Origin of the sequence: Sulfitobacter sp. 1A12779, assembly GCF_043557315.1 — a bacterium.
Lineage (GTDB): Bacteria > Pseudomonadota > Alphaproteobacteria > Rhodobacterales > Rhodobacteraceae > Sulfitobacter > Sulfitobacter faviae.
On the sequence record NZ_JBIFFU010000025.1, the window covers coordinates 1 to 12,951 of the forward strand.

The following is a 12,951-nucleotide window of genomic DNA, read 5'->3' on the forward strand; positions in this document are numbered from 1 at the left end:
CCAATGGCAAGATGAACGTGGCTTCGCTCGTCGAACGCAAGACCAGGTTCGCCGTCCTGTTTCGCAACAACGACCGCAGTTCGACCCACTTCATGCGCAAGCTGATGGATGTGATGGAACCCCTACCCCAGCCGGCCCGCAAATCGATCACCTTTGACCGTGGTTTCGAATTCCGGGAGTGGAGAAAGCTCAAGTCGGGCATCGGCACTGACAGCTGGTTTTGTGACCCACAAGCACCCTGGCAAAAAGGCTCGGTCGAGAACCTCAACAAACGCGCACGGCGATATCTTCCCCGTGACACCCAGCTCGCGGCGCTCTCAAATCGCAATATGAAGGCGATTTGTGACCGCCTCAACGGCACGCCAAGAAAGTGCCTTGGTTGGCGCACACCGACGGAAGCGTTCAGGGAAGAGTTGAGGAAACTGAGATAGCGGAAACTGTCGCAACGACCCTTGAGACACCATTGGCGCGCGCTACCCTCAAGCGCGACTCTTGTTAGAAAACAGTAGTTTATCTAATGAGAGGAATCGGTATGGGAGCCGTTTACGACCAACTGAGTATCACAGAACGACGCAAGATAGAACGCTGGAGACACGCTAAGGTCCCAGTTGATGAGATGGCGCGCGTTCTGAAGCGCTGCAGATCAACGATATTTCGCGAGCTAAAGCGCAACCATTTTTCGGACGAAAGCATGCCGGGTTGCGATGGCTATTACGGTGCCGCTGCTCACCTGATGCAAGCGGAACGTCGTGCTCGAGAGCGCAAACTGATCAAACATCCTGAGCTTCGCAAGTGCGTGATCGAGCGTATCAAGAACGGCTGGACACCAGAGCAGATCAGTAACCGTATGATTCACGAACGCGCTCCTCTCAGGGTCTGTCAGGAAACCATCTATCGTTACATCTACTCCAAGGAAGGTCAGCGCGAAGACCTGTGGTGGTATCTACCGACCCACCGTGTCGCCCGCAGACCACGTCGCACCAGAAGGCGCAGAGAACCCAAATTCCACCGCGATGTCAGCATTCTGTTCCGACCCGATGATGTCGCTCATCGCCGTCAGTTCGGTCATTGGGAAGCTGATTTGATGCTGTTTAAACAAAAGCTTGGCCAGTCCAACGTTACCTCACTGGTTGAGCGCGTCAGCCGCTTCACTGTGATCCTGAAAAACCCGAACAAGCGCACCAAGCCGGTCATGGCCAAGATCATGAGCGCCATCAAAGACCTCCCCCTCGTCGCCCGTCGGTCCAACACTTTTGACCGCGGAACCGAGTTTGTCAGTTGGCCCCACCTGCAAGCCGAGATCGGAACCCAGACGTGGTTCTGCGACCCCTCCAGCCCCTGGCAGAAAGGCACAGTCGAGAACACTAACCGACGCCTTCGAAGGTGGTTGCCCCGCAAACGCGATATCCGGCAATGCACAGATCACGATATGAAGGTGATCTGTGATCGCCTCAACAATACGCCGCGCAAGTGCCTTGGATGGAAAACGCCAGCTGAGGTCTTCCGCGAAAAGATGTTGGAGGAAATGCGATGACGCCCCTACCCTGATCCCAACATGAGTCGCAGTTCAGGTATCGCTCACATTGCGATAGTATATTATCGTATATATGCTGGACTCCTCTCACGGAGGTTCCGCAGCATGCACTATCTGATCAAGAAGCTCCTCCCCTCGGTTGCAGTCGCTTTCACCGTGACTGGTCTTTCGCTACCAATGTCCGCCCGAGCGCAGACATACCCGATCGACTGCGCGATCCTCTTGTGTCTGTCTGGCGGCTGGCCCGCTTCCGTCCCTTGCGCCCGAGCTCGCGCCGAATTCATCAGGCCTATCACGCCTTGGCCAGTGGAACCGCCGCTGCAAATCTGGCGCTGTCCCATGGGCGCCTCCTATGAGGGCGATCGGCCACCAAACAACGCTGGCCGTATCTTTGAAGCCTTGTACCGGCCCGACAGCCATCGACCGCTCCAATCCTTGCCAAGAGACAAATTCGTTCCCGCCGACCAGGCCCTCCGGCTCGTTCAAGATCGGGCGGACATCGATATCAGCGGACCTGAGTTCAATTTCGTACGATCCATCCGTGTCTTTGATGTTCGTTACGCGCGGCAATACGAAGCAGGAAGCGAAGGAGACTGCGAACGCTACGCCACTGTAGTCCTCGGCACTTATGGAACCCAAGGCGATTTCTCATGGCAGCGATCTTCTATAACTGCCCTGCCTGAGGCCCATGTGGGACTTGAACGTTGGGGCCAGAATTGCCCGGGTATCTATCACCGATCTGTCTTCGTCGATTGGCGTGACTATGATGGCAACTACGACTTCGAACAGGTGAACTACTAGCGCTGGCAAAGACAGCTTTGCCATCATGCTGCGAGAATTTGAGCGTGCTGAGTTGCTCAAATACCGGCTTTTCGCTGCTTTCGGTGCGCATGTCCGGAGAGCGGACGAAGGGGCCGTTCAGAGGTCTGAATTCAACGGCCTCTTCAGATACCGACCTTTCACTGATTTCTTACGAATCTAAACAGTAAGTATGGCTCGGGTCTGCGAAGCCGCGGCCAAGCCTCCCCCATCGTTCGGCATTGTGATCGGCGACGGTTTGCTTCATATCAGCGGTTGCTGATACCTTATTCCTTCCAAGCATTGATGGCAGGCTATGAGTTCGAAGGATAACCAAGAAAAGCGGCGCCGGAGCGGACGGCCGCTCATGATTTTGCCTATTCTTCTGTTTGGGTTGCTGGGCGTAGTCTTCTACTGGGGCCTCTGGAACAACGACGACCGGTTGCCCTCGACGCTGATCGGAAGACCAATCCCGGAATTCGCGCTCCCGCCCATCGAAGGGCGGCAGGACGGCCTAGGCTCGGCGAACCTGCAAGACCAGGTTTCTCTCGTCAACGTCTGGGCGTCGTGGTGCGTCCCCTGCCGCACGGAGAACCCGCTTCTCGTCGATCTTGCCGAAGCGGGCACCGTTCCGATCTACGGTATCAACTACAAGGACGATGCCGAGGAGACGCTGGGTTTCCTCGAAGAGCTCGGCGATCCCTTCACCCGCATCGGCGCGGACCGATCAGGCCGCGTTGCGATAGACTGGGGCGTCTATGGAGTGCCGGAAACATACATAATCGACGCCGAGGGGCGCATTGCATACAAGCATGTCGGCCCCTTTGATCAGGCCTCGCTTGAGGAGGACATTCTGCCGGTCGTGCGCCGGTTGCAGGCTGAGAGCGACCCGTGAGGCGACGTGACGTCCTTGCCGGAGTCTTGGCGCTTGCGGCAAGCCCTGCCTCCGCCCGACCACCGATCCCTAATCACGGGACTCCGCGTGATCTCCTGTCGCCGCCTTTCGTGGATGGAGATGGACGGGATCTGACGCTGGCGGACTTCGAGGGACGTGTCGTGCTTCTGAACATTTGGGCGACTTGGTGCCCGCCTTGTCGCGAGGAGATGCCGACGCTCGACGCGCTGCAAGCGCGCCTCGGCGGATCGGATTTTCATGTTCTGCCGCTGTCGATCGATCGGGCCGGTCTCGAACCTGTGCGCCGCTTCTACCGAGAGACCGGCATTCGCAACCTCGATCTCTATATCGCGGAGGATACGCGCGCGATGCTGGCCTTGGCCGTGGTGGGTCTGCCGACAACGATTCTGATCGACCGCATTGGGCGCGAGCGGGGGCGCCTCGCAGGCCCGGCCGAATGGAACAGCCCCGAAGCCGTTGCGCAGATAAGCGCTCTTATTGACGAACGTAAGCAATAGGACATGGAAAAGCACGACGACCGCGCCAGCCGTTCCGCTCCGTGCGCACACGTGGTGGCGGTCTACCGATCAGTTTGGAGATGTGGATTTGATTGAACTTTCCGTTCTTGGACTAATGGCGGCATTGCTGGCCGGTGCCGTTTCCTTTCTGTCGCCCTGCGTGCTGCCGCTCGTGCCCGGCTACGTATCCTACGTTGCCGGACGTACGGTCACCGGCAGTGCAGCGCCTTCGAAGGGACGGGCCGTCTGGCTCAGCTTCTGTTTCGTCCTTGGCTTCTCCACGATATTCATCGCGCTTGGGGCCTCTGCCACCGCGCTCGGTCAGACGCTGCTGCAGTGGCGCTACGAACTCAACCTCGTCGGCGGCGCGATCGTGATCCTGTTCGGTCTGTTCATGATCGGGGCAGCGCGCCTGTCGGCCATGGAGCGCGACCTGCGTTTCCATCTCGACCTGCCGGGCGGGCAACCGGTCGCCTCCTACGTGCTCGGACTCGCCTTCGGTTTCGGCTGGACACCGTGCATCGGGCCGATCCTCGGTGCCATCCTAACCGCCAGCGCGACAAGCGCGACGATTGGCGAGGGCGTCGCATTGCTTGCCGTCTACTCGGGCGGCCTTGGGATCCCGTTTCTGGTCGTCGCGGGGTTCACCGACAGTATTGCCGGCAGGTTGCGCGGCATCGGTCGTTGGGGTCGCCGCCTGCATCAGGCTGCGGGCGGCGTCATGATCCTGATGGGCCTGGCGATGATGACCGGGCGGTTGAGCGCACTGGCCTACTGGCTGCTGGACACCTTCCCTGTCCTTGCGCGGATCGGGTGAACAGATGCGACTGTACGAGAAACATATCCTCCCTCGGCTGACGCATCTGGCGATGGGCCAGGATCAACTTCTTCCCTACCGGCGCCGCGCCATCTCCGGCCTGCATGGGCGTGTGCTGGAGATCGGAATCGGCTCGGGCCTGAACATTGCGCTCTACCCCGAGGCCGTGCGCCAGATCATCGGTATTGATCCGTCGCCCGAACTCCTCTCTCGGGCCGCGCAAACCTCCCATGGACTGATGCCCGCGGCCGAGATGATCGAGGGCGTGGCCGAAGCATTGCCGCTCGAAGATCGCAGCGTCGATTGCGTCGTCGCCACCTGGACACTCTGCAGCGTTTCGGAACCGGAGAAGGCTCTCGCCGAGATCCGGCGCGTTCTCAAGCCGGATGGCGTCTTCCGCTTCGTCGAGCATGGCCTGGCGCCCGGACCCCGTATCCGGCGCTGGCAACGCTGGCTGACGCCTGTCTGGAAACACTGCGCCGGGAACTGCCATCTTGACCGCCCGACGGCCGACTTGATCGAGACAAGCGGCTTCCGCATGGAGCGGCTCAACACCGGTTACGCGACAGGTCCGAAGCCCTTGGTTTTCATGTATGAGGGACAAGCTCGCCTCTACTGAGGAAGCTTGGAAACAGGACAATCTCGGCTTTCGATCCGTGGCGCAACTGATGGCAAGGTAGCCAATTCTCGCCTCGAACTTTCGCCGAAAATTTTGCGGTGATGAGATGTTATGAGCAGTCATCAAGATAACCGGCAGGCCAATCTGACGCGCGGCATCCGGGTCGAGATCGCCAGCCTCGTCTACAACATCATCGAGGTCGTCGTATCCGTCACCGTGGGACTTCTGACCGGCAGCGCAGCGCTGGTGAGTTGGGGCCTCGACAGTACGGTCGAGGCCACCTCGGCTGCGACTCTGATCTGGCGCTTGAAGAGTGAGGTGGACGGTGCCGACAAGCGCACGGTCCTGCACCGCAAGAAGGTCGCGCTCTACGTGGTTGCCTGTGCCTTCTGGATCGTCGTCGCGGCGATCCTCTACGAGGCGGTCTCCGCCTTCATTTCGCAGAAGGCGCCGGGCTTCAACTGGTGGGGTATCGCGATTCTGGGTGCTTCGCTCGTGGCCAACCCGTTCCTCGCCTGGGGCAAGTATCGCTACGGCAAGCGGCTCGATGCGCCCGCCCTGAAGTACGATGCCAAGGACACCATGATCTGCCAGTATCAGACGATCGTGGTGTTGGCCGGGATCGGTCTGACGCAATGGATGGGCTGGTGGTGGGCCGACCCGGTGGCGGCGCTTCTGATCGTGCCCTACGTTGCATGGGAGGCGTTCGAGGCCACGAAGGATGCGCGGTCGGTCGATCCGGACGAGGGCGAAGCTACTGCCGAGGCCTGACGTTACGCATGATGAACCGAGATTTGGGCATGGGCGGCAGTTCTCCGGTTTCCAGATCCAGATCCTGATCCGGCACTTCGTAGTCGATGGCGTTCACGAAGAAACTGCAAAACGCCTTCATCTGGCTGATCGCGATCCACTCGCCCGGACAACGGTGGTTCCTGTGGTGATCGCCACCGCCCTGCGGAATGAACTCGTAGGGAGTGACCTCCCGATCGTGAAACCGCTCGGGCCGGAACTCTTGCGGCGCGTCCCACGAACGAGCGTCGGTATTCGTGCCGTAGAGGTCGAGCAGAACCCTGTACCCTTTGGGAAAGCGATGTCCGCGCCACTCGAAATCGCTCTTCACCCGTGCCGCAACCGCGGGAAAGAACGGATACAGACGGCGGACCTCTTGCACGAAAGGTTCGAGCTGTCCCTCGTCGTCCTTCAGCTTTTGCCGCCACTCGGGATGCCGATGTAAAGCATGCGCCGCCTGAACTATGAACACGGATACCGCGACGGTCGGGCGCAGGACATTCAACAGCTCTACGGCGGCCACCCTGGGGGTCAACAACTCCCCATCGAGATCGCGCCATGTCGCGATGATATGAAGGGCACTTTCCTGCGTCGGCTGAAGCTCACCATCGCGGACCTGTTGGATTAGCCGTGCTGCCCATTTTTCCAGGCGGTGGCGCGCCAGACGCGCGCGCCAGTGTTTGGGGCCAAGGGCCCCGGCGTCCTGAAAAAGCGCTGTAAGCTGCGCCGTTCGGGTCGCCACCTCAGCTTCATTAAGCGGCACCCCGGCCCAGGCGCAGGCAGCTCTTGTGAGCATTTCGCGCACTTCGTCATAGAGGACGACCTCGTTCCTCGCCTCCCAGTCCGGCGCATAGTTGTCCAACATGTGAAGCGACGTGCCCTCAAGCGCGGCGATCCGCTCGGTCCCCATGAGTGACATGAACATCTTCTTGCGGTGCTGGTGGGCAGCGCCGTCCAATCCCTGAACGCCGCCTTCTCCCAGCAGGGACTTCTGTATGCGGCCTGGCATCGAGCCTGCGCGGATCAGCCGGTCTTCCCGATAGAAGGCTTCTGCCGTCGCCGCGCCGGTCATGCAGATCGTCTCTTGAAGGAGGATGCGGGTTTCGAACAGGTCTGTGTCGAGTGCGCGGCAGGTCTCCGAAATGAACCCATATGGGTTGCGCAGCAGGGCAAGTGTGCTGTCAAAGCCTTTCGCAGATGGTATGCCGAACATGGGTTACACCCCCGTTGTGTTTTCCTTGCGTTGACCCTGACCAGGCTTGTCCGTCGCAGAGCGGAAGCTGTCCCAGAATAGTAGGGCCGCGCCGCAGAAAATCGCCACATCCGCAAGATTGAAGGACGGCCAGTGGTATGTTCCGTAATGGAAATCCAGAAAGTCTGGGACGGCCTGATAACGCAGCCGGTCGAGGACATTGCCGAGTGCGCCGCCGATGATCAGACCGAGAGCGGCAGCCGTCAGCCTGTCCGGCGCGCGCCACAACCAGATCAGCAGCCATAACACGATCACGCCAGCAAGCGCGATGAGACCCCACCAAGGCACGATCCCGCCCAGCATACCGAAGCTGACCCCATCGTTCAGAACCCGCACGAGATTGAGAAAGGGTAGAACCTCGACGCCGCCCTCAAGCGCAGGTGTGTTCAGGGCAAGCGCCTTGGTGCCCTGATCGAGGGCGAACGCCGAGATGGCGCAAACTCCGCCTAGAACGCGGCTGTTCATGCAGTCGTCTTCAGATCGGCCCGCGCATCGCGAATGATCGCCCAGGACGAGTGCAGGAATAGCCCGGCGATACCGAAGGCAACGATAAGGTCGGGCCACGCGCTGCCCAGCCAGGCCACAAGACCGGCGGCAACGACAACCGCCGCATTGCCGATGGCGTCGTTGCGAGAGAAAAGCCAGACGGCCCGCATGTTCGCGTCGCCCTTGCGGAACGGCAGCAGCGGCAGAACGGAGATGACGTTGACGACAAGGGCAATCATGCCAAGCAGGCCCATGAGACCCGCATCCGGCGTCGTCCGTTCGAAGACCCGGACGATGGTCGTGCCGAGGACGCCGAGACCGAGGAGCCCGAGGAAGATGCCCTGGATCAAGGCCGACCGTGCCCGCCAGGCGAGGCTCCAGCCGATGGCCAGCAGGCCAAGGAAGGTGATCGCGCCGTCGCCGATGAAATCGAGCGCATCGGCCTTCACGGCCTGTGACCCGGCGATGAACCCGCCGATCATTTCAACGACACCGTAGCCCACGTTCAGGATCACGACGATCCAGAGCGCGCGTCGGTAGGCCGGGTCCTGATGGGCGGGATTCGGCGGAATGTCTCCATCGCCCTCGATCCGGTCGAAGCCGTAGCCGGTCACCGCAACGGCCTTTTCGATGTCCGGCAGGCGCCCTTCGGGTGCAGCCAGTGTCATGATGTGGGTTGCGGCCGACACTTTCACATCGCCGGGCGCTACCCCGGCCGACTGTGCCGCCCGCTCGATCTGTGCAGCATCCTTCGCGCAATCCATGCCGGAAACCCGGTATCGAAACAATGGCGCATCTGCTATCTCGTTGTCTGTGTTGGCCATGATCGCGGCTTTCCTGCTAAAGTGGATAGAAGATTCTATATATCAGCGAGAAATGATATGGCGCAAATCGTTATGGAAGACAAGACCACCACTATTGAACAGCGCGCGAAATTGCTTCGCGGCTTCGCAGATACCAGTCGTTTGACGATTCTGGACGCCTTGGCAAAAAGTCCGTTCGTCGTTCAGGAGCTCGTCGCGCACACGGGACTAACGCAGCCCAATATCTCCAATCATTTGCGATGCCTGCTGGAGTGCGGGCTTGTCGCCAGCGATCGAGATGGACGGTTTGTTCGCTACCGTATCAGCAATTCACGTATCACAACGCTATTGAGCGATGTAGATGCTCTTCTTGATGTCGTCGCAGAAGGGGTTGAGGCTTGTGACAACTATCGCGAGACGTGATTCAAGATGTCGTGGCCTTCGGCCAGGTCGTTACATCGCTCCGGTTTGGTCGTTCTTTAGATGTAGTTCTTTCGACGTGAGACACAATCGAGATGTTACCGCGAAGGTTTTTTCAACCAATGGCGAACATCGGCCCCGCACCCAGAATACCGGATAGTCCTGCGGTGACGGGCCACGACCGAATTGCTGGCGGACTGGTCTGTTCTTGTCTAAGTAAGAACACGAAAGCCCCGGTTCGACCTCAATATTTCTCTTGAACCTACAGTAGCTTTAGGAGTTAGGGCCGCAGACGAAGAACGGCATTCGAGTCAAACAGGCCATACTGCTTCAGGCTTTCCTTACTGAACGGCAGAGTGGCCTTGTTTAAGCTTAGTTTGCCTACCTAACGTTGAAGGAGTAAGAATGATGCTGACAAGACGACATTTTCTCCAGACCAGCGGTGCGCTGTTTTCTACTCCAATCGCTGGCCCGCTACTGGCAGCCACCCGGCCCACCAAGGAGGAGAAGGCCGCCTGGGACGCGCAGGTCACACCTCCCGCTTTTGATCCAACTACGTCAAACCCGTGGGGCCTGCACCCGCGCTTTTTGCCCCAGCGGGTGGACGCTAAGGACGGGCTTGTTCCGGGAGACGTCCACGTCGATGCCGTAGCGCGCTACATCTATCACATCGAAGAAGGGGGAACTGCGATGCGTTACGGTGTGGCGATCGCCCGTGGTAACCTGTACGAGCCCGGCACGTATACGATCCAGCGAAAAGTGGAATGGCCAAACTGGACGCCGACTCAAAACATGATCGCACGCGATCCCGAGCTCTATGGCCCGGTTGCCGACGGTGTTGACCCTGGCCCAGAAAACCCTCTTGGTTCGCGGGCGCTTTACCTTTTTGAAGGCAACCGAGACACCTATCTACGCATTCACGGGACGCCCGAACCAAGAAGCATCGGCGGGCGCGCGAGTTCGGGGTGTGTCCGCATGGTCATGGCACATATCAACCATCTATACCCGAACGTCAAAACTGGTTCGACGGCGTTCCTGTATTCGGCAGAAGAAAGCGTGACCCCGCGAACGTGATCTACGCCCACCCAGTTTGCACTGGTCAATATCTCACGCCGAACGCGTAGTGCAGATCGGGTTGCCACCTATTGAGCAGAGCGGCACCAGTGTCGTTTTTGCTGGACCGCTGTGCTTATGCCAGTAACACCCATCCTCGGAACGAAGCCGAGCTGTAGTGGGGTCCTGACTAGGGGCAGCTAGGTTAACGATTTGTTCGGGAAGGTTTCCAACCGCGTCTACCCGGACAGACTTGTGGCTTGAAGCTACAGTAACTGTAGTAACTACATTTCCTTGGAAGCGATTCGAGGAGATACCTGATGTCCCTTGCCGACCTTTTCCGACCTGGACCGAAGAGAAACCAGCGCTCCAAGTACTGAATTATCCAAATTGTGGCTGCTGCACGGCTCGCGCGAAAACTCGCCACTCAGCGCGCTGAAAGGAACTTGAACACCCGTCTTTCGGCTTCCACCCTAGTAACCAAAACAAGGAGTAAGATCATGCAAGTTCACGAAATCATGACCAGCAATCCAACATGTTGTAGTACCGACACTACGATTCAGGAGGCCGCAAAGCTGATGGATGAAAAGTCGGTCGGCGCGATTCCCGTGATCAATGACGCCGGTGAGCCGGTCGGCATCATTACGGACCGCGACATCTGCTGTGGTGCCGTCGCAGAGGGAAAGGCAGCCGACACGCCGGTTTCTGACGTCATGTCGGATGACCTCCTGACAGTCTCACCTGATGAGGACGTTAAAAGCTGTTGCAGCAAGATGGAAGAAAAACAGGTGCGCCGCAGCGTGGTTACAGACGAAAGCGGCAAATGCTGTGGGATCGTGGCTCAAGCGGACGTGGCACGGGAAGCCGACGGCGCGGAAACAGCCGAATTGGTGCAGGAAGTGTCGCAGCCAGAGAAGAGTTCTGGCTGCTGCTGACCCAATGGCACATGGGATCCCGAGTGACCGAACCTGTTGCGAATAAGTCCGGTCTGGCTGCACATGTTGAAAGGAAGTCAAAACGCGGCGCTTGACCGCGTTTTGATCTGCCGAACAGATAGGAAGTTGCCTGATGGCCCACGATCACGCCCATATCGACCTCGAGTCCGGCGACCGTCGAGTCTCCATCTCCATCTGGGCCAACGGTCTTCTGACCGTCGCGCAGATTGTCGGCGGCATCCTATCCGGCAGCCTCGCACTGATCGCGGATGCTCTGCACAATTTCTCGGATATGGCATCGTTGGTGATCACCTTTGCCGCTCGGAAAATCGCGCGGCGGCCTGCGGACGCGCGCATGACCTTCGGCTATGGGCGGATAGAAATTGTCGCAGCGCTCATCAACTACACGACCCTTATCCTGCTCGGCTTCTACCTGATCTACGAGGGTGGCATGCGCATGATCGACCCGCCCATCTGTGGCAGATGCAGGAGCGCAAGGCGGCTTTGGACTGCCACATCGTGCTGACAGCGGACGGCTGGCGTTAAATCGAAAATATCAAGACGGCAATCAAGGACCGGCTGAAGGACGATTTTAGCATCGGTCATTCGAGTTTGGAATTTGAGCACGAAGACCGAGCCCATGAGAACGCCGACCTTTACGGTCACGGCAGGCCGGAAGAAGACGAGAAAAACCATGTTAACCAAGACACTGGCTGATCATGACGAGATGATTGCCCTTGTCGGCGAAGGCAAGCTGAGCGAAAGCGATCTGAAACGGATGCACGTCCTGCTTCAGTAGCGTCTGCAAGAGACAAGCAAGCTAGGGCCGAGACCTCAATCTCACGAGGTTCGAAGCCGGCGCATAGTCGCGTTTGGCTCTGTGAATCTGGCCTACTAGGTCAGATAAGAAGATGGTTCCGCGGAGAGGGGTGAGCCTAGCCGGAGGCAATCAATCGGCAAGCTGGATCGTGATCTAGTCCTCCCGCTTCTAAGAACGATTAAGAGGAGGAAGACCTTAAATGGACCCAAAGTTTTCGAAATCCGGCGCTACGTGGGGATATATCCTTTCCGCCCAAGGTAGGCCGTCCGCCAAACGGCAGCGACAAGAAATTTCGCTGCATGGGGTAATTGAACAGGTTTGGTGTGACCAGTTTGAAGGGCAAACTACGCGTCCTCGAAAGCATCTCATCCAACGAGAGCAACTGCTGCTGTCGCTAAATCAAGGGGATAAGGTCGTTGTGACGGCACCAGAATGCTTGGGATTGTCAGAACGTGACGTGAACTGGTTCTTGACAGAACTCGCCATTCGCGGCGTGCTTCTGTTGGTCCATTCCGGAACCATTGTTGTTGATCCGGGTGGATCGAAAAGAGACCTAGCTGCTGTAGTTGGCCGATTTCACAGCAAACTGCGGGCATGACACTGGAACGCGGAGAAACCGCTCAACAGCAATTTCCGCCAGCTTGAGATCATTATGAGGTAAAATGATGACCGAGCATTCTGTATTCACCTGATTTAGGTCATGCCAAGCGAGGATCATCACAGCTCCGCTTTCAGCAGCATAGGATTGCAAAGCCTCCGATACCTCGTATTGGAGGCAAAGGTGGGCTCGTCCATGAGGACAACCCGCGGCCGCGTCACCAGCGACTGTGCGATCGATACGACCTCACGTTGCCCGCCTGACAGTTCCGGCAACTGCCGCTCAGCAAGAGCGGTGATGCCCAATCTGGCCAATACGTCGTTCACGGCCGTTAGCTCGGAAGTAGAAAGGCGTCAACCGCTCCCACCGCGCTTCAGCGCGAGTATGATGGATTCGTAGACCGTCAGCGCTGCATTCATCCCCGTATCCTGCGGCATGTAGCGCAAGTCCTCCGTGGCTGCATCGCTGAAGCGCACAGTCCCTGCCCCCCGCATCTGTCCTGCGATGCGCCGAAACAGCGTGGACTTACCAGCCGCATTTGCCCTCACAAGAGCCGTCACTGCCTCCTCGAATTGGCGGTGTTGTTGCCTTGCTGAGGACCTCATGCCGACCAT

The 12,951-nt window shown here is 58.6% G+C and carries 16 protein-coding genes and 1 pseudogene; 13 read left to right on the forward strand and 4 right to left on the reverse strand.

Going from position 1 to position 12,951, the window contains the following annotated elements:
* From ACGYLQ_RS17920 to ACGYLQ_RS17955, 8 genes are all read left to right on the forward strand, one after another.
* The coding region (locus ACGYLQ_RS17920; RefSeq protein ID WP_394444204.1) for an IS30 family transposase at positions 1 to 431 on the forward strand (431 nt) is incomplete at its 5' end.
* 101 nt (positions 432 to 532) lie between these two features.
* A complete protein-coding gene (locus ACGYLQ_RS17925) occupies positions 533 to 1,534 on the forward strand; it encodes an IS30 family transposase (protein WP_067630998.1) in 1,002 nt (333 codons plus the stop codon).
* A 105-nt stretch (positions 1,535 to 1,639) separates the two neighbouring features.
* On the forward strand, positions 1,640 to 2,335 hold the full coding sequence (locus ACGYLQ_RS17930; protein WP_236627324.1) for a hypothetical protein: 696 nt from the start codon (positions 1,640 to 1,642) through the stop codon (positions 2,333 to 2,335).
* A 364-nt stretch (positions 2,336 to 2,699) separates the two neighbouring features.
* Positions 2,700 to 3,227, forward strand: a complete 528-nt coding sequence (locus tag ACGYLQ_RS17935) for a DsbE family thiol:disulfide interchange protein (RefSeq protein ID WP_067631000.1) — start codon at positions 2,700 to 2,702, stop codon at positions 3,225 to 3,227.
* 110 nt (positions 3,228 to 3,337) lie between these two features.
* Positions 3,338 to 3,745 carry a TlpA disulfide reductase family protein gene (locus ACGYLQ_RS17940; RefSeq protein WP_312869919.1) on the forward strand — a complete coding sequence of 136 codons (408 nt, stop codon included), beginning with the start codon at positions 3,338 to 3,340 and terminating at the stop codon, positions 3,743 to 3,745.
* Between the two features lie 115 nt (positions 3,746 to 3,860).
* A complete protein-coding gene (locus ACGYLQ_RS17945; protein WP_394444218.1) occupies positions 3,861 to 4,562 on the forward strand; it encodes a cytochrome c biogenesis CcdA family protein in 702 nt (233 codons plus the stop codon).
* Positions 4,563 to 4,566: 4 nt separating this feature from the next.
* Positions 4,567 to 5,181, forward strand: coding sequence for a class I SAM-dependent methyltransferase (locus ACGYLQ_RS17950; RefSeq protein ID WP_067631010.1), 615 nt, complete (start codon positions 4,567 to 4,569; stop codon positions 5,179 to 5,181).
* Positions 5,182 to 5,292: 111 nt separating this feature from the next.
* Positions 5,293 to 5,952, forward strand: coding sequence for a cation diffusion facilitator family transporter (locus ACGYLQ_RS17955; RefSeq protein ID WP_082849320.1), 660 nt, complete (start codon positions 5,293 to 5,295; stop codon positions 5,950 to 5,952).
* Here the strand turns inward: ACGYLQ_RS17955 and ACGYLQ_RS17960 are convergent.
* From ACGYLQ_RS17960 to ACGYLQ_RS17970, 3 genes are read right to left on the reverse strand one after another with little or no spacing between them, the layout of a single operon-like run.
* The gene (locus tag ACGYLQ_RS17960; protein WP_067631015.1) at positions 5,936 to 7,183 is read right to left on the reverse strand and encodes a cytochrome P450; all 1,248 of its coding nucleotides are present in this window, start codon (positions 7,181 to 7,183) and stop codon (positions 5,936 to 5,938) included. The two genes, ACGYLQ_RS17955 and ACGYLQ_RS17960, sit on opposite strands and share 17 nt — an antisense overlap.
* 3 nt (positions 7,184 to 7,186) lie before the next feature.
* Positions 7,187 to 7,687, reverse strand: a complete 501-nt coding sequence (gene lspA / locus ACGYLQ_RS17965) for a signal peptidase II (protein WP_067631017.1) — start codon at positions 7,685 to 7,687, stop codon at positions 7,187 to 7,189.
* Positions 7,684 to 8,532, reverse strand: a complete 849-nt coding sequence (locus ACGYLQ_RS17970; RefSeq protein WP_067631019.1) for a cation transporter — start codon at positions 8,530 to 8,532, stop codon at positions 7,684 to 7,686. Before ACGYLQ_RS17970 ends, lspA begins: the two co-directional genes overlap by 4 nt.
* 72 nt (positions 8,533 to 8,604) lie before the next feature.
* Between ACGYLQ_RS17970 and ACGYLQ_RS17975 the strand changes: the two genes are divergently transcribed.
* The 5 genes and pseudogenes from ACGYLQ_RS17975 (at position 8,605) to ACGYLQ_RS17995 (ending at position 12,337) form a co-directional block, all read left to right on the forward strand.
* Positions 8,605 to 8,934 carry a helix-turn-helix transcriptional regulator gene (locus tag ACGYLQ_RS17975; RefSeq protein WP_236627323.1) on the forward strand — a complete coding sequence of 110 codons (330 nt, stop codon included), beginning with the start codon at positions 8,605 to 8,607 and terminating at the stop codon, positions 8,932 to 8,934.
* Positions 8,935 to 9,339: 405 nt separating this feature from the next.
* The gene (locus ACGYLQ_RS17980) at positions 9,340 to 10,005 is read left to right on the forward strand and encodes a L,D-transpeptidase (protein ID WP_067264455.1); all 666 of its coding nucleotides are present in this window, start codon (positions 9,340 to 9,342) and stop codon (positions 10,003 to 10,005) included.
* A 479-nt stretch (positions 10,006 to 10,484) separates the two neighbouring features.
* Positions 10,485 to 10,919: a CBS domain-containing protein gene (locus ACGYLQ_RS17985; protein ID WP_067631023.1), complete on the forward strand. Its 435-nt coding sequence runs from the start codon at positions 10,485 to 10,487 to the stop codon at positions 10,917 to 10,919.
* A 133-nt stretch (positions 10,920 to 11,052) separates the two neighbouring features.
* Positions 11,053 to 11,636 (forward strand): annotated as a pseudogene (locus tag ACGYLQ_RS17990) (cation diffusion facilitator family transporter).
* Between the two features lie 302 nt (positions 11,637 to 11,938).
* On the forward strand, positions 11,939 to 12,337 hold the full coding sequence (locus ACGYLQ_RS17995; protein WP_201721940.1) for a hypothetical protein: 399 nt from the start codon (positions 11,939 to 11,941) through the stop codon (positions 12,335 to 12,337).
* A 119-nt stretch (positions 12,338 to 12,456) separates the two neighbouring features.
* Here ACGYLQ_RS17995 and ACGYLQ_RS18000 read toward each other — a convergent pair whose 3' ends face one another.
* The gene (locus ACGYLQ_RS18000) at positions 12,457 to 12,663 is read right to left on the reverse strand and encodes an ATP-binding cassette domain-containing protein (protein WP_236627322.1); all 207 of its coding nucleotides are present in this window, start codon (positions 12,661 to 12,663) and stop codon (positions 12,457 to 12,459) included.
* Between the last annotated feature and the right edge of the window lie 288 nt (positions 12,664 to 12,951).